At 71.8% G+C, this 15,753-nt stretch carries 17 protein-coding genes; 6 read left to right on the top strand and 11 right to left on the bottom strand.

Features of this window, described 5'->3' with window-relative positions; genetic code table 11:
* Positions 1–2: 2 nt before the first annotated feature.
* The 6 genes from ACZ4TR_RS37890 to ACZ4TR_RS37865 all read right to left on the bottom strand — a co-directional run bounded on the left by ACZ4TR_RS37890 (position 3) and on the right by ACZ4TR_RS37865 (position 5,662).
* Positions 3–551: a NuoB/complex I 20 kDa subunit family protein gene (locus ACZ4TR_RS37890; protein ID WP_155548771.1), complete on the bottom strand. Its 549-nt coding sequence runs from the start codon at positions 549–551 to the stop codon at positions 3–5.
* Positions 552–555: 4 nt separating this feature from the next.
* A complete protein-coding gene (locus ACZ4TR_RS37885; protein WP_364514196.1) occupies positions 556–975 on the bottom strand; it encodes an NADH-quinone oxidoreductase subunit A in 420 nt (139 codons plus the stop codon).
* Positions 976–1,480: 505 nt separating this feature from the next.
* Positions 1,481–2,767: a geranylgeranyl reductase family protein gene (locus ACZ4TR_RS37880; RefSeq protein WP_465292944.1), complete on the bottom strand. Its 1,287-nt coding sequence runs from the start codon at positions 2,765–2,767 to the stop codon at positions 1,481–1,483.
* 9 nt (positions 2,768–2,776) lie between these two features.
* On the bottom strand, positions 2,777–3,466 hold the full coding sequence (locus ACZ4TR_RS37875; RefSeq protein ID WP_465292942.1) for a demethylmenaquinone methyltransferase: 690 nt from the start codon (positions 3,464–3,466) through the stop codon (positions 2,777–2,779).
* A gap of 20 nt (positions 3,467–3,486) precedes the next feature.
* On the bottom strand, positions 3,487–4,590 hold the full coding sequence (locus tag ACZ4TR_RS37870) for a glycosyltransferase family 4 protein (protein WP_465292941.1): 1,104 nt from the start codon (positions 4,588–4,590) through the stop codon (positions 3,487–3,489).
* A gap of 1 nt (position 4,591) precedes the next feature.
* Positions 4,592–5,662 (bottom strand): glycosyltransferase family 4 protein, encoded by a 1,071-nt coding sequence (locus ACZ4TR_RS37865; protein WP_465292939.1) that lies wholly within the window; start codon positions 5,660–5,662, stop codon positions 4,592–4,594.
* Positions 5,663–5,839: 177 nt separating this feature from the next.
* On the opposite strand from ACZ4TR_RS37865, the gene ACZ4TR_RS37860 reads away from it, so the two are divergent.
* Both ACZ4TR_RS37860 and ACZ4TR_RS37855 read left to right on the top strand, forming a co-directional pair.
* Positions 5,840–6,676, top strand: a complete 837-nt coding sequence (locus ACZ4TR_RS37860; RefSeq protein ID WP_465292937.1) for an inositol monophosphatase family protein — start codon at positions 5,840–5,842, stop codon at positions 6,674–6,676.
* A 30-nt stretch (positions 6,677–6,706) separates the two neighbouring features.
* Complete coding sequence (locus ACZ4TR_RS37855) at positions 6,707–7,264, top strand: GNAT family N-acetyltransferase (RefSeq protein WP_465292935.1); 558 nt, start codon at positions 6,707–6,709, stop codon at positions 7,262–7,264.
* Here the strand turns inward: ACZ4TR_RS37855 and ACZ4TR_RS37850 are convergent.
* The 3 genes from ACZ4TR_RS37850 to menD all read right to left on the bottom strand — a co-directional run bounded on the left by ACZ4TR_RS37850 (position 7,230) and on the right by menD (position 11,121).
* The gene (locus ACZ4TR_RS37850; RefSeq protein ID WP_465292933.1) at positions 7,230–7,685 is read right to left on the bottom strand and encodes a DUF3592 domain-containing protein; all 456 of its coding nucleotides are present in this window, start codon (positions 7,683–7,685) and stop codon (positions 7,230–7,232) included. The two genes, ACZ4TR_RS37855 and ACZ4TR_RS37850, sit on opposite strands and share 35 nt — an antisense overlap.
* A 22-nt stretch (positions 7,686–7,707) precedes the next feature.
* A complete protein-coding gene (locus ACZ4TR_RS37845; protein ID WP_465292931.1) occupies positions 7,708–9,225 on the bottom strand; it encodes a M1 family metallopeptidase in 1,518 nt (505 codons plus the stop codon).
* A 210-nt stretch (positions 9,226–9,435) separates the two neighbouring features.
* The gene (gene menD / locus ACZ4TR_RS37840; RefSeq protein WP_465292929.1) at positions 9,436–11,121 is read right to left on the bottom strand and encodes a 2-succinyl-5-enolpyruvyl-6-hydroxy-3-cyclohexene-1-carboxylic-acid synthase; all 1,686 of its coding nucleotides are present in this window, start codon (positions 11,119–11,121) and stop codon (positions 9,436–9,438) included.
* A gap of 90 nt (positions 11,122–11,211) precedes the next feature.
* Here menD and ACZ4TR_RS37835 point away from each other — a divergent pair, with 90 nt between their 5' ends.
* Genes ACZ4TR_RS37835 through ACZ4TR_RS37820 form a run of 4 tightly spaced genes read left to right on the top strand, consistent with a single transcriptional unit; the run spans position 11,212 to position 14,384 of the window.
* Complete coding sequence (locus tag ACZ4TR_RS37835; RefSeq protein WP_329052659.1) at positions 11,212–12,135, top strand: 1,4-dihydroxy-2-naphthoyl-CoA synthase; 924 nt, start codon at positions 11,212–11,214, stop codon at positions 12,133–12,135.
* A 1-nt stretch (position 12,136) separates the two neighbouring features.
* On the top strand, positions 12,137–13,270 hold the full coding sequence (menE, locus tag ACZ4TR_RS37830; RefSeq protein ID WP_465293111.1) for an o-succinylbenzoate--CoA ligase: 1,134 nt from the start codon (positions 12,137–12,139) through the stop codon (positions 13,268–13,270).
* A 51-nt stretch (positions 13,271–13,321) separates the two neighbouring features.
* A complete protein-coding gene (locus ACZ4TR_RS37825) occupies positions 13,322–13,465 on the top strand; it encodes a hypothetical protein (protein ID WP_364514166.1) in 144 nt (47 codons plus the stop codon).
* 49 nt (positions 13,466–13,514) lie between these two features.
* On the top strand, positions 13,515–14,384 hold the full coding sequence (locus ACZ4TR_RS37820) for a 1,4-dihydroxy-2-naphthoate polyprenyltransferase (RefSeq protein WP_465292927.1): 870 nt from the start codon (positions 13,515–13,517) through the stop codon (positions 14,382–14,384).
* Here ACZ4TR_RS37820 and cds1 read toward each other — a convergent pair.
* Complete coding sequence (gene cds1 / locus ACZ4TR_RS37815; protein WP_364514160.1) at positions 14,381–15,463, bottom strand: L-cysteine desulfhydrase Cds1; 1,083 nt, start codon at positions 15,461–15,463, stop codon at positions 14,381–14,383. The genes ACZ4TR_RS37820 and cds1 overlap by 4 nt on opposite strands.
* A complete protein-coding gene (locus ACZ4TR_RS37810) occupies positions 15,460–15,747 on the bottom strand; it encodes a DUF4229 domain-containing protein (RefSeq protein ID WP_465292925.1) in 288 nt (95 codons plus the stop codon). Before ACZ4TR_RS37810 ends, cds1 begins: the two co-directional genes overlap by 4 nt.
* Between the last annotated feature and the right edge of the window lie 6 nt (positions 15,748–15,753).

Raw genomic sequence — 15,753 nt, 5'->3', positions numbered from 1 at the left:
CTCTACTTCTTCGCGTACTTGATCGACGACGCGACGAGCTCGGTGCGGGCCCCGCTGGCGGCGCGGATGGCGGCGCGGCGGGCGTTGATCGGCTCGTCCTGGATCTTGGCGTGCAGCTTGAGGATCGCGTCCAGCAGCATCTCCGGCCGCGGCGGGCAGCCGGGCAGGTACATGTCGACCGGCACGACGTGGTCGACGCCCTGGACCACGGCGTAGTTGTTGAACATGCCGCCGGAGGAGGCGCAGACGCCCATGGCGAGCACCCACTTGGGCTCGGCCATCTGGTCGTAGATCTGCCGCAGGACCGGCGCCATCTTCTGCGTGACCCGGCCGGCGACGATCATCAGGTCGGCCTGCCGCGGCGTCGCGCTGAAGCGCTCCATGCCGAAGCGGGCGATGTCGTAGCGGGAACCGCCGACGGTCATCATCTCGATCGCGCAGCAGGCGAGCCCGAAGGTGGCCGGCCACATCGAGTTCTTGCGCGACCAGTTGACGAGACCTTCGAGGCTGGCCAGCAGGATGCCGTTGGGGAGTTTCTCTTCGAGGCCCATGGGTCTAGTTCCAATCCAGGCCGCCGCGCCGCCACACGTAGGCGTACGCGAAGCCGACCGTCGCGATGAACAGCAGGATCTCCACCAGGCCGAACGTGCCCAGCGCGTTCGCCTGCACGGCGAACGGGTAGAGGAAGACCATCTCGATGTCGAACAGGATGAACATCATCGCGGTGATGTAGTAGGCCACCGGCATCCGCCCGGCGCCGACGAGCGGCTGCGGGGACGGTTCGATGCCGCACTCGTACGCCTCGAGCTTCGCCTTGTTGTACCGGCTGGGGCCGACGAGCGGGCCCAGCAGCACCGACAGCACGGCGAAGCCGAGCGCGAGGACGAACAGGATCACGATGGGCAGGTAGGGCTTCAGGCTGGGGGCCTCTTGCGCCAGCTGCACCGTGTCGGTTCGGGTCAGCAACGTCAGCACGGGGTCTTCGCCATCCTTTCCGCGCCGATGCGGTTGTGCTTGTGGTGGGAACCGCTTGGCCTCGTCGGCACCCTAAGGGACCTGGGTCACACCGCCGAGGGTCAGGGTCTCCTTACGGCCCGTGGCTGGACCTCAAGGTGCTTGTGAAATAGTTCACAAGCCACTCGTCGTGGATGTGAAGGGATTCACAAAGCATGGGGGGAGTGTAGGACGCGACTCACATTCTTGTCCCTAGGCCCCCGTGTTATAAGGGTGCCCTAACTTTCCACGCCAACGTTGTCACGGCTCGGCAACGCCGCCCGCGCGACCTGCGCGAAAGCCATCCGAGATCGCCCTTCGACCGGACAAACAGGGCGCTGACCTGTGACCTATCCCACTGACCGCACGGCCAACTTGTTAGGCCACCCGAGTGTCCGCGCGCGACCAACCCCGAGCTTTCCCTAGGAAAGATGCGTCTGGAGGGCCCTCGAGACGCATCTTTCCCAGGGAAAGTGACGGGTTCGGGTCAGCGGGGGGTGGGGGTGACGCGGGCCAGGGCCGAGATCAGGCGGTCGACGCCGTCGCCGCCCTTCGCGTCGTAGCAGCCCGACAGGCCCTTGTAGACCAGCGGCAGGAGCTTGTTGATGCGCAGCCCGTACTTCGTGCACGCGTGCATGATCTTCGGCTTGCCGATGATCTTCGCGAAGACGTTGCCCAGCTGGTAGTAGCCGCCCATCAGCTCGCCGACGGCGCGCGGGTACGCCTCCAGCGCCCGCTCGCGCGAAGGCCCTTCGCGGCGGGCCAGGGCCTGGACGACGACCTCCGCCGCGATCTGCGCGGACTCCATCGCCGCCGAGATGCCTTCGCCGTTGAACGGGCTGACCATGCCGCCCGCGTCGCCCAGCAGCAGGAGGCCGTCGCGGTAGTGCGGGGTGCGGTTGAAGCCCATCGGGAGGCCGGCGCCGCCGACCTTGCCGATCGCGTTCTCCTCGCGGTAGCCCCACTCCTCCGGCGTCCCGTCGAGCCACTGGCGCAGCAGCGCGCGGTAGTCGGTGTTCCGGAACGACGCCGACGTCGAGAGCATGCCGAGGCCGACGTTCACCGTGCCGTCGCCGAGCGGGAACGCCCAGCCGTAGCCCGGCAGCAGCTTCGGGTCGCGCGGGTCGGAGCGGTCCCACAGCTCGAGGTGACCCTCGATGAACGGGTCGTCGTGGCGCGGGCTCTTGTAGTACTGGCGCACCGCCACGCCCATCGGGCGCTTCTCGTTCTTCTGGATGCCGACGCTCAGCGCGAGCCGCGCGGACACGCCGTCGCAGGCCAGGACCAGCGGCGCGCGGTAGTGCACCGGTGTCCGGTCCGGGCCGACCTTCGCCTCGACGCCGATCACGCGCCCGGCCGGGCTGGTGATCGCGCCGGTGACCGTGGTGCGCTCGTAGAGCCGTGCGCCCGCCTTCACCGCCAGCTTCGCGAGCAGGTCGTCGAAGTCGTGGCGGGTGCGGGAAACGCCGTACGGCGGGTAGCTCGTCAGGTCCGGCCAGTCCAGCTCGAGCGTGAGGTCACCGGTGAGGATCCGCAGGCCGCGGCTGTGCACCCAGCCGGCGTCCTCGCTCGTGTCGATGCCCAGGTCGATGAGCTGCTTGACGCCGCGCGGGGTCAAGCCGTCGCCGCAGACCTTCTCGCGCGGGAACTCGGTCTTCTCCAGCAGCAGTACGTCGACGCCCGACCGGGCGAGGTAGGTCGCGACGGTGGACCCGGCCGGTCCGGCGCCGACGACGATGACTTCGGCGTCCTGGTCAGGGCTTCGACGACTCATGGCCGCAGTTTATGCGGGCTTTCGGGCGCGGTGGATCGCCACGACGCCGAATGTGAGGTTCAACCACTCGACGTCGGTCCAGCCCGCGCTCGCGATGATCTCGCCGAGCGTGCGCTGGTCGGGCCAGGTCAGCATCGATTCGGCCAGGTAGGAGTAGGCCTCGGGGTTCGACGACGTGTGCTTGCCGACCCAGGTGAGCAGCTTGAGCATGAACCGCCGGTGGACGAACCGGATCGGGGCGAACGGCGGCGTCGAGACCTCGCAGATCACCAGGCGCCCGCCCGGCTTGACCACGCGGGCGATCTCGGTGAGCGCGGCCTTCGGGTCGACGAAGTTGCGCAGGGCGAGGGAGATCGTCACGGCGTCGAAGCTCTCGTCGGCGAACGGCAGGTTCAGCGCGTCCGCCGCGACCATCGGGACCTTGCGGTGCAGCCCGGCGCGCAGCATGCCGAACGAGAAGTCCGCGGCCAGGCACCAGGCGCCGCCGCGGGCGTACTCGACGGTGGACACCCCGGTGCCGGCGGCGAGGTCGAGGACCTTCTCGCCGCGGCGGGCGTCGAGCACGCGGGCGGTGGTGGTGCGCCAGCGCCGGTCGAAGCCGAAGGTCATGAACGAGTTCGCCCGGTCGTACCCGGACGCGACGCCGTCGAACATCGCGGCGACTTCGTGCGGGTCCTTGTCCAGGCTTGCGCGTGACATGACCTGAGATTACGGGTACCTCAGCGGAAGGTGGCCAGCATCCCCGCCACCGCGGCGGGCCAGGTGAACTCCTCGGCCCGCGCCCGCGCCGCGGCCCGCCGCAGGTCCTCCGGGCTCTCCAGGAGGGTCGTCACGGCCGTGGCGAACGCGGGCGCGTGGTCGTCGACCGCCGCGCCGCACCCGGGACGCACGATCTCCCGCAGCGCCGACGACGCCGACACCACCACCGGTGTCCCGGACGCCAGCGCTTCCAGGGCCGCGAGCCCGAACGTCTCGTGCGGCCCGGGCGCCAGGGAGACGTCCGCGCTGGCCAGCAGCCTGGCGACGTCGCCGCGGCCGGACAGGAACCCCAGGAACGTCACCGGCAGGCCGCGCGCCCGGCGTTCCAGCGCGCGTCTCCGCGGCCCGTCGCCCGCCACCACCAGCCGGACCCGCGCGCCCGCCTCCGTCAGCTCCGCCACCGTGTCGACGCTGCGCTCCACGTGCTTCTCCGGCGACAAGCGTCCACAGTGGACGAGCAGGGCGTCCGCTCCCCCGGCGAGGCCGGCGCGCCAGCCGTCGTCGCGCATGGCGGGCCGGAACGTCGCCAGGTCGACGCCGAGCGGCACGCGGTGGACGTTCGGCGCCTCGATCCGGTCGAACTCCGCGCGGGCGAACGCCGTCGTGCAGACGACCGTGTCGTAGCTCGCGGCCATCCGGCGGTTCGCGACGTCGGCGACCCGGCGCGCCACCGGCTCGGGCAGCAGGAACTGCTCCAGCAGCCGGTCGAGGCGCTCGTGGGAGATGACTGTGCTCGGGACGCCGTGGCGCCGCGCCCAGCCACCCATCCCCCGCAGCGTCAGCCGGTCCGACACCTCCAGCCGGTCGGGTTCGAGCTTCCGCAGGACCGCGCGGACGCGGTGCGGGTCGACGGCGCGGTAGCCACCGGTGCCCGGGAGCTTCGGCGCCGGCAGGGAGAACCGGCGCACGCCGGTCGGCAGGACCTCGTCGGCGTACCGCGTGCCGGGCACCACCAGCGTGACCTCGTGCCCGCTCGCGACGTACCCGGCGCCGAGGTGGTGCAGCGCCGTGCGGAGCCCGCCCGAACGTGGCCCGTAGAAGTTCGCGAGCTGGACGATGTGCATGTCAGGCCGCGCGGGCGGCCCGGCCCTGCACGGCTTCGTAGTGCCCCATCAGCTCGCGGCACACCGCGGGCCAGGTGCGGCCCAGCACCACCTTGCGCGCCTTCTCGCCGAGCCTCGCCCGCAGCGCGGGATCGCGCAGGGCGTCGACCTTCTCGACGAGCGCCGCGCCGAACAGCTCGCGGTCCGCGGGAAGCAGGTAGCCGGTGCGGCCGGGCAGGACGAGGTCCTTCGGGCCCCCCGCGGCCGGCGCGAGGACCGGCAGGCCGGACGCCATGGCCTCCTGCACCGCCTGGCAGAACGTCTCGTGCGGCCCGGTGTGGACGAAGACGTCGAAGCTCGCGTACGCCTTCGAGAGTTCGTCGCCGTACTTCGCGCCGAGGAAGGCCGCGCCGGGCAGCTGTTCCTTCAGCGCGGGCAGTTCCGGGCCGTCGCCGACCACGACCACGCGGATCCCCGGCATCCCGGCCAGCGCGGCCAGCCGGTCGACCTCCTTCTCGGGCGCCAGCCGTCCGACGAACCCGACGAGCAGCTCGCCGTCCGGCGCCAGCTCGGCCCGCAGCGCCGGGTCGGCGTGGTCCGGGGAGAACCGCTCGATGTCGACGCCCCGCGCCCAGCGGTGCACCCGTGGGACGCCGTGCAGCTCCAGCTGCTCGACGGAGTCGCTGGACGGGGCAAGGGTCCGGTCGGCCCGCGAATGCAGCCGCCGCACCCAGCGCCACGCGGCCCGCGCGCCGATGCCGAAGCCGTACGCGGCGGCGAAGCCGGCGATGTCGGTCTGGTAGACGGCGATCGACGGAACGCGCAGCCGGCGGGCGGCGGCCAGCCCGCGCGCGCCGACCACGAACGGCGAAGCCAGGTGCACGACGTCCGGGCCGAACGCGGCGAGCGCGGTGAGCACCGTGCGCGTCGGCACGCCGATCGGCAGGGAGCCGACGCCGGGGAAGTCGAGGGCGGGGATCCGCACGACGGGAGCGCCGCGGTAGGAGTCCGGGCCGGGGCCGGGGGCGATGATCAGCACGTCGTGGGCGCGTTCGCGCAGGTGCTCGACGACCCGCAGGACGGAGTTGGTCACGCCGTTCACCTGGGGCAGGAAACTTTCGGTGACTATGGCGACTCGCACGTCTTGGACGATCGCACCCGATCCTGGCGGCGGCGTGACACTGCGGCCAACGCTGCCGGAACAGATCGGCCACGACATGTCATCTCAAGGTCGTGTCCCGGAAACCAGCGGGGCCCAGACTAAGCAGGCATGACCCTCTTGTCCTCCCGGCCGCCGCGGCCCGTCGAGCCCGGCTTGCTGTCGAGGGCGCTCGAAGTGGCCGGACGGCTGGCCAACGACGCCACCGACGTGATCACCGCGACCGCCGGCCGCGGCGCCCACCCGTCGACGCTGGACTCGCCCTTCGACTGGGTCACCGACACCGACCGGATCCTCGAGCGGCACACCCGGCGCGTGCTGACCGCGGAGTTCCCGGGCATCCCGGTAGTCGGCCACGAGTTCGGCGCGGACCACGGCGCCGACGTCGCCGAGTACCGCTGGGTCGTGGACTCGGTCGACGGCACGGCGAACTACGTGGCGGGGGTGCCGTGGTGCGCGTACAGCCTGGCGTTGGTGGACGCCGCGGGACCGGTGGTGGGGGTCGTCGCGGACCCGTACCGGGCCCAGATCTACGCCGCGGCGCGCGGACGAGGGGCCCGCGCGAACGGCAAGCCGGTCCGGCTGAAGGACCGCTGCGTGACGGCGGGCGCGCTGGTCTTCACGGAGTTCGCGCGCCGAGGCCCGTGGCCGGGGATGGGCGGCTTCATCGAGCGCGCGGCGGCGGCGCACACCGGGGTACGGGTGCTGGGGTCCGCGGCGTTGTCGATCGCCCAGGTGGCATTGGGCCACGCGGCCGCGGCGGTGCTGCACAGCTACCACGAGTGGGACGTGGCCGGCTCCGTCGCGATGGCGATCGAGGCGGGGGCGGTGGTGCTGGACCGCCACGGCGACGACACGGCCCTCCCGACCGACGGCCTGCTGGTCGCGGCGCCGGGGGTGGCGGACGAGGTGCTGGGCTGGTGGCAGGAGACGGCGCACGCCGGCTAAACGGGTTGCGCGCGCTGTGAGGATCGGGGCATGCCCACGCTGCACACGCCGCGGCTCACGCTCGTGCCCCTCGCCGACGAGCACCTCGAGCTGGAGTACGAGCTGGACTCCGACCCCGAGGTCATGCGGTACCTCACCGGCCGGGCCGCGACCCGGGACGAGGTCGAACGGGCGCACCGCCGCCGGATGGCCACCGCTCCCGGGTTCGGCTTCTGGATGGGCTTCGCCGGCGAAGACTTCGTCGGCTGGTGGATCCTGCGCCCGCCGCACGGCCCGGACCAGCCGGACGTCGAGGGCGAAGCCGAGCTCGGGTACCGGCTGCTGCGCCGGCACTGGCGGCAGGGTTACGCCCGTGAAGGCTCACGCGAGCTGATCCGGTACGGGTTCGAGGTGCTGGGGCTGGATCGCGTCTTCGCCCAGACGATGGCCGTCAACACGCCGTCCCGCGCCACGATGACCTCGGCCGGCCTCACGTTCGCGAGGGCGTTCACCTCGGCCGCCGACTACGACGATCCGGTCGAAGGGGCCGAGCACGGGGAAGTCGAGTACGAGATCACGCGGAAGACGTGGCTGGAGCAGGCGCGGTAGCCCGCTTGTCCAGCCGGCGGATCCACCACAGCAGCGGCCCGGCCACCAGCCACGTGAAGAAGACGAAGCTCCCCAGCGGCAACAGCGTCAACGTCGCCGACCGGCCGGCCACCCGGGCCAGCTCCGGGTCGGACGCGTCGTACTCGATCCGGACCAGCTGACCGGCGGCCAGGCCGTCCGGGTAGAGGACGCCGTTCGCCGGGCTGTGGACGATGCCGTCCGGGGTCTCGAAGTGGATGATCGTGCGGTCGAACGCCACCGAGTCCACCGTCGCGTTCGCCGTGCCGAGCTGGGCCGCGATCGCGCCGTCGTTGCGGATCGCCGCGAACAGGAGGCACACGCACATGACGGTGAGGAGCGAGGCGACGCCGAGGGCGGTCCACCACCCGACGCGCCTCACCCGCTCACCTCTCGTGCTCACCCGGCGAGCGTAGCGGTCTCGCTCAGTGCGTGTGTTCCGCGGCGAGATTCCGGTGGTTCGCCTGGATCTGGTCGAACGACTTCGGCTTCACCGAGGCCGAGGCCGCACGCGCCGTGAACGCGGCAGCGCCGTTCGGGCCCACCGCCGGCTTGCCCGCCGTGTACAGCCAGGTCTGGAACAGGTCGTGCAGCGGCTTGCCCGAGATCTTCTCGGCCAGCGCGATGAACTCCAGGATCCGGCCGTCCTTGCCCGCCTTCTGCGCGTGCCAGGTCTGCAGGATCTTGAAGAACGCCTCGTCGCCGACGGCGGTCCGCAGCGCCTGGAGCGTCAGCGCGCCCCGGTCGTACACCGCGTTGTCGAACTGGTTGTCCGCGCCCGGGTCCGCCGGGACGAGCTTCCACAGGTCGGCGTCGGCCGCGTTCGAGTCGTAGGTGTACTGCGCCAGCTCGGCGACCGTGCCCTCGCCCTCGTGCTCCGACCAGAGCCACTCGGCGTAGGACGCGAAACCCTCGTTCAGCCAGATGTCGCTCCAGCGGCCGAGCGAGACGTCGTCGCCGAACCACTGGTGGGCGTTCTCGTGCGCGATCAGCGTCGTGTTCGAGCCCGCGCGGAAGTTGCGGGCGCCGTAGGTCGGCCGGGTCTGGTTCTCCAGCGAGAACGTGATGCCGCTGGTCACGACACCGCCCTCGGCCTCGAACGGGTACGGCCCGAACTGGGTGCCCAGGAACTCGTTGATCTCCGGCGTGCGCTCGACGCTGGCCTTCGCCGCGTACAGCGAGTCGCCGAGGTCGGAGCCGTACGCCGTGATGAACGGCTTGCCTTCCGGGGTCGTCGACTGGTTCAGCTCGTACTGGCCGACGATGAACGACGTCAGGTAGGTGGCCTGCGGCTTCGTGCTGCGCCACTGCCAGCGGGTCCAGCCGGCGCGGCTCTTCGTCGTGCGCACCAGGCTGCCGTTGGAGACGGCGACGTTGCCGTCCGGCGCCTCGATCGTGACGTCGTAGGTCGCCTTGTCGGTCGGGTGGTCGTTGGCCGGGAACCACCACGCCGAGCTCTGCGGCTCGTCGATGCCGAGCACGCCGAAGGAGCCCTTCTTCCAGGCGTTGAGGCCGTCGACCGTCTCGGTGGACGGGGTGTCCGAGTAGGCGACGACGACGGTCGCGGTCTGGCCCTTGAGCAGCGGCTGCGCCGGGGTGACGACGAGCTCGCCGTTGCCGGTCTGGTTCGCGAACTGCGCGGGGCGGTTGTTCACGCGCACGCTCGACGCCTTCAGCGCGAAGTCGAGGTCGAACCGCGAGAGGTCCTGCGTGGCGGTGAGCAGCAGCGTCGTCGTGCCCGCCAGCACGTCGGTCGCGGGCTGGTAGGTCAGGCGGATGTCGTAGTGCAGCACGTCCGTCCCGCCGTTGCCGGCGTTCGGGTAGTACGAGTCACCGACGCCGGGCGCACCGGGCGCCGGGGCCGCACTGGCGGTACCGGCGAGCAGCACCGAGGCAACCCCGGCCGCGAGCACACCTAGGCCGGTGCGAGTTCTTGCACGCATTCGAATCCCTCCAACGGGTGAGGATCAGCGCGCTCGAACGTAGCCAGCCGGGCAGCACCCAGGTACCGGCGAAGGAAGGTTCTTGCCTACTGGGATCAAGATCGGAAACGGCTTGACGAGGTGGTTCCGCCCGCGATCAACCGGCCCCATGTGAGCCGACTCTCCAGGTACGCGAATCGACCCGCTGGGTACGCGAAAGCCCGGCGCAGGTCAGGCCGCCGAAACAGCCGAGCCGACCGCGGACCGCAGCCGGCCGTGCAGGTCCCGGTGCCGCGAGCGGTCCACCCGCACCTCGACGACCCGCAGCCCCGGCGCCGGGCGCAACGCCGCGCGGAACTCCGTCAGCGTCTCCGCCACCACGTGCGGCACCCGGTACCCCGCGCACAACGCGCCCAGATCCGCCCCGTGCGGTGTGCCGAACACCCGCTCGAAGCTCGCCGAATGCTCCGGTGCGCCCTGCTCCAGCAGGGAAAAGATGCCGCCGCCGTCGTCGTTGCACACCACGATCGTCAGGTCCGGGCGCTGCTCCGCCGGGCCCGTCAGCAGCCCCGACGCGTCGTGCAGGAACGTCAAGTCACCCAGGAGCGCGTACGACGGCCCGCGGTGGACGTACGCCGCGCCGATCGCCGTCGAGACGGTTCCGTCGATGCCCGCCACCCCGCGGTTACGGTGCACCAGGACGTCCGGGCGCAGCCGGCCCGCCAGCGCCACGTCCCGCGTCGGGTTGGACGAACCCACCACCAGCAGCGAGTCCGGGGGCAGCGCGTCCACCAGCTCGGACGCCACCCGCAGCCCCGAAGGCCACGGCTCCGCGTCCAGCACCGCCGAAACCGCCGAAGACGCCGCCGCGTCGGCCCGGCGCCAGCTCGCCAGCCACTCCGGGTCGGCCGGCTTGGTCGGCTCGTCGAACCACTGCCCGACCTGCCGGACGTTGTGCGCGGGCGCCGGCCAGTCCGAGTCCGGGCGCACCAGCAGGACCTCGATCGACGGGTCCGAAATCACCTTCTGGATCTGCCGGAACACCGTCGGCCGGCCGAGGCAGAGCACCTGCTCCGGCTTGTGCTTCGCGATGAACTCCTCGACGCCCAGCAGCCACGCGCCCGACGAGATCGCCGTGCCGCCGGACAACCCCAGCCCACCCGTCTCCGACACCACCGGCCAGCCGTGCTGCTCGGCCCACTCGCTGGCCGCCTGGACGCCGGTGTCGCACGCGATCACCAGGCCGTGGCGCGCCGAGGGCACCACGAACGACGGCAGCGCACCGAAGTCCGGCAGCTCGGTCCACCGGGAGCCGTCGGGACGGCCGTCGAGCGACTCGTACCACTCCCCGGCAGCACCACTGTCGTCCAGATCGGGCACGAGCGGCTCGCGGAACGGGATGTTGAGGTGCACCGGCCCGCAGCGCCACTCGCCGTAGGCGGCGTTCCACGCCCGGCAGATCTGGCTGCGCCAGTACGAGTTCTGCCCGGCCCGCCGCTCGGCGACGGCCAGCTCGTCGAAGTAGCGCGCGGCATTGCCGAACAACCGGTGCTGGTCGATGACCTGCGACGCCCCCGCGGCCCGCAGCTCGGGCGGCCGGTCGGCGGTCAGCACGATCAGCGGGACGCCGGCGCGGTCGGCCTCCAGCACGGCGGGGTGGAAGTTCGCGGCCGCGGTGCCGGACGTGCAGAGCACGGCCACCGGGCGGCCGGTGCGCGCGGCGATGCCGAGGGCGAGAAACCCGGCGCCGCGCTCGTCGATCCGGACGTGGAGCTGGAGCTTCCCGGCCGCCGCCGCGTCGTACAGCGCGATCGACAGCGGCGCGTTGCGGGAGCCCGGGCAGAGGACGACGTGCGAGACGGTGTTGCGGACGAGTTCGTCGACGATGACCCTGGCCTGCGCGGTGGAAGGGTTCACCGGCAGGCTCCGTCGCCCGCCGACGCACGCTTTACCGCGGAGGCGGCATCCTGCACAGCAGAAGTGTCCACAGGTCCTATTCTCCCAAACGTGGATGACGCCCGAGTTTCCGAGCTGTTCGACCCCGCCGCGTGGACCGAGGTCGAAGGTTTCGCCTTCACCGACATCACCTACCACCGCTCCGCTGAGAGCCGTGGCGGCAAACGCGTGGTGCGCATCGCGTTCGACCGCCCGGAGGTCCGCAACGCCTTCCGCCCGCACACCGTCGACGAGCTCTACCGGGCCCTCGACCACGCCCGGATGAGCTCCGACGTCGGCTGTGTCCTGCTCACCGGCAACGGCCCGTCGCCCAAGGACGGCGGGTGGGCGTTCTGCTCCGGTGGTGACCAGCGTATTCGCGGACGCTCCGGGTATCAGTACGCCAGCGGCGAGACCTCCGACACGGTGGACCCCGCGCGGGCCGGCCGGCTGCACATCCTCGAGGTCCAGCGGCTGATCCGGTTCCTGCCGAAACCGGTGATCGCGGTCGTGCCGGGGTGGGCCGCGGGCGGCGGGCACTCCCTGCACGTCGTGTGCGATCTCACGCTCGCCTCGGCCGAGCACGCGAAGTTCAAGCAGACCGACGCGGACGTCGGCTCGTTCGACGGCGGCTACGGCTCGGCCTACCTGGCGAAGATGGTCGGCCAGAAGTTCGCCCGCGAGATCTTCTTCCTCGGCCGCGAGTACTCCGCCGAGCAGATGCACCGGATGGGCGCGGTGAACGCCGTCGTGCCGCACGCCGACCTCGAAAAAGAGGCGCTGACCTGGGCGTGGGAGATCACGCGCAAGTCGCCGACGGCCCAGCGCATGCTGAAGTACGCGTTCAACCTCACCGACGACGGCATGGTCGGCCAGCAGCTGTTCGCGGGCGAGACCACCCGGCTGGCGTACATGCAGGACGAAGCCGTCGAAGGCCGCGACGCGTTCCTGCAGAAGCGCGACCCCGACTTCAAGGACGTCCCCTATTACTACTGAGCTGCTCCCGATCGAACTCGACGGCACTCCCGAAGCGCTCGAAGCGCTGAAGAGAGCCGTCGCGGACGCGCTGGGCGGCGGCCCGGCCGTGCTGCCGTTCACCGACCCCGCGCTGCGCGACGCGATGCGGCCGGCCGAGCCCGCCGAGCCGGACACCGCCGTGGTCATCGCCACGTCGGGCTCGACCGGCGCGCCCAAGGGCGTGCTGCTGTCGGCCCGCGCGCTGACCGCGTCCGCCGAAGCCACGCACGCCCGGCTCGGCGGCCCCGGCCACTGGCTGCTGGCCACGCCGGCGCACTACATCGGCGGGCTGCAGGTGCTGGTCCGATCGCTCCTGGCGGGCACCACCCCGGCGCTGCTCACCGGCCAGGGCTTCCGGCCGGACGGCTTCGCGGCCGCGGCGGCGAAGCTGACCGGCGGACCGCGGTACACGGCGCTGGTCCCGACCCAGCTGGTCCGGCTCCTCGACGACGGCGGCGCCGGGCTGGCCGCGGCGAAGACGTTCGACGCGATCGTGGTCGGCGCGGCCGCGACGTCCGCGACCCTGCGCGAGCGCGCGGCCGACGCCGGTGTCCGGATCGTGCCCGCGTACGGGATGAGCGAGACGGCCAGCGGCTGCGTCTACGACGGCTTCCCGCTCGACGGCGTCCGCGTCGACGTCGGCGGCGACCGGATCCGCATCGCCGGCGACGTCCTCGCGCACGGCTATCGCCTGCGGCCCGACCTGACCGCGGAGTCGTTCGACGGCGGTTGGTTCACGACGTCCGACCGTGGGGTTCGTCACGACGACGGCCGGATCGAGGTCCTCGGCCGGGCCGACGACATGATCAACACCGGCGGCGTGAAGGTGTCCGCGAACGCGATCGAGCGGGTGCTCGGCGCGCGGCCGGGCGTGCGCGACGCCTGTGTCGTCGGACTGCCCGACCCGGAGTGGGGCGAGGCCGTCGTCGCGCTGGTCGTCCCGGAAGGCGAACCCCCCGAACCGGACGAACTACGCGCCGCGGTCCGGGCCGAACTGGGCGCGGCGGCGACGCCGAAACGCGTCGAATACGGCGCTGAGCTGCCCCTTCGCGGGCCCGGCAAGATCGACCGCGCGGCGGTCAAGGCGCGCCTCCAGCCGGGTTCGCGCGGCTGAATGGCGGCACTTCGTTGACATGCACGGCGTGCACCCGCTTGGCTACCCACCATGACGCGCTGGATGAGAACCGCCCTCGTCGGGGCCGCCGTCGCACTGGGGCTCCTGCTTCCCGTGGGCGCCGCACTGGCCGATCCGCCCGCCGCGGACCCCAGCAGCGGCACGCTCACCTGGCAGCTGCCGACCACGGACTGACTTCCCGGGGTCCCGCTCGCGGGTGATCACCATGGCGTTGAATGGCGCCATGGCGAGCTTGAGCGACTGGATCGAAGGGGCCCGGCCCCGGACGCTGCCGAACGCGGTGGCGCCGGTGGTGGCGGGGGTCGGCGCGACGATCGCGCTGGACGCGTTCTCGTGGTGGCGCTCGGCTCTGGCGCTGCTCGTCTCCCTCTCGCTGATCATCGGCGTCAACTACGCCAACGACTACTCCGACGGCATCCGCGGCACGGACGAGCACCGCGTCGGGCCGTTGCGCCTGGTCGGGTCCGGGGTCGCCGCGCCGAAGGCCGTGCTGACGGCGGCGCTCGTCGCGCTGGGCCTGGCCGGCGTGCTCGGCCTGCTGCTCGTCGTGCTCAGCGGCCACTGGTGGCTGCTGGTGATGGGCGCGCTGTGCATCCTCGGCGCGTGGTTCTACACGGGCGGCAAGAAGCCGTACGGCTACTACGGTTTCGGCGAGATCGCCGTCTTCGTGTTCTTCGGCCTGGCCGGCGTCCTGGGCACGGTGTACGTCCAGGCCGGGCGGGTCAGCTGGGCCGCGCTGGCGTGCGCGGTCGCGGTCGGCAGCTTCTCGACGGCGGTCCTGACGGCCAACAACCTGCGTGACATCCCGACCGACGTCGAGTCCGGCAAGCGCACCCTGGCGACGCGTCTCGGCGACGGCGGAACGCGGCGGCTGTACCTGGTGCTGATCGCGGTGCCGTACGTGCTCGGCATCGTCCTCGGGATCTTCGACCCGCTGCTGCTGATCACCCTGCTGACGGCGCCGATGCTGCTGAAGTCGGTCCGGGCCGTCGGCGGCGGCGCCCACGGGCGCGAGCTGATCCCGGCACTGCGGGACACGGGCCTGGCGATGCTGGCCTGGGCGGTGCTGGCGGCCGTGGCGCTGGGCTTCTAGCTCTCCGGGAGGAACTTCCCGGTCGTCAGGAACTCCTCGAACAACGCCGTGTGCGGGGCGAGGTCCATGCCCTGGGCCTCGATCCATTCGTCGTTGTAGTACGTGTGCGCGTACCGCTCGCCGCCGTCGCACAGCAGCGTCACGACGCTGCCCGCCTGGCCGTCCTCGACCATGCGCGAGATGAGCCGGAACGCGCCGTAGAGGTTCGTGCCCGTCGAGCCGCCCGCCCAGTGCCCGGTGCGCTCGCGCAGCAGCCGGATGGCCGCCAGGGAGCCCGCGTCGGGGATCTGGAACATCTCGTCGATGACGCCCGGCACGAACGACGGTTCGCAGCGCGGCCGGCCGATCCCTTCGATCCGCGACGGCATGCCGGTCGCGTAGTCGAGCGCCCCGGTCTCCCAGGCACCGAAGAAGGACGAGTTCTCCGGGTCGACCACGCAGATCTTCGTCGTGTGGCGCTTGTAGCGAACGTACCGGCCGAACGTCGCGCTCGTGCCGCCCGTGCCCGCGCCCACCACGATCCAGGCCGGCACCGGGTGACGCTCCGAGCGCATCTGCGCGAACACCGACTCGGCGATGTTGTTGTTGCCCCGCCAGTCCGTCGCGCGCTCGGCGTAGGTGAACTGGTCGAGGTAGTGCCCGCCGCACTCGGCCGCGAGCCGCTCCGCCTCGGGGTACATCGCCGGCGCTTCGTCGACGTAGTGGCACTCACCGCCGTAGAACTCGATGAGCGCGATCTTCTCCTTCGACGTGCGCCGCGGCACGACGGTGATGAAGCGCAGCCCGAGCATGCGGGCGAAGTAGGCCTCGGACACCGCGGTCGAGCCGCTGGACGCCTCGACGAGCACGGTGTCCGGCCCGATCTGGCCGTTGACGAGCCCGTACAGGAACAGCGACCGCGCGAGCCGGTGCTTCAGCGAGCCGGTCGGGTGGACGGACTCGTCCTTGAGGTACAGGTCGATGCCCCACTCCGGGGGCAGCGGGAAGACGTGCAGGTGGGTGTCGGCGCTGCGGTTCGCGTCGGCCTCGATGATCCGGACGGCCTCGCGGACCCAGCTGCGGGCGTGCAGGCGGCTCATTCGGACCGGCCGGAGACGTCACCGCGCAGCTGCGCACGCAGGTCGGCGCGAGCCCGCGCCCGCTTCTCGTTGCGCTTGGCGAGGCCGGCCGTGACGCGGGCGTTGAGCGGGCGGAACAGCAGGAGTCCCAGCGGCAGCCCGACGACCAGGCCCACGACCAGCGCGACCAGCAGCGGCACGCCGACCAGGGACAGCACCCACGCGATCACCGCGACCAGCACGAACCGCGCCAGCAGGTACAGCGTCAGATCACGGGCCAGCTGCGGGGTCTTCTCGTCGCTCACACCAAC

Source organism: Amycolatopsis sp. NPDC028719, assembly GCF_055565395.1.
The sequence above is the reverse complement of the archived record's forward strand: the minus strand, read 5'-3'. Positions and strand labels throughout refer to the sequence as shown.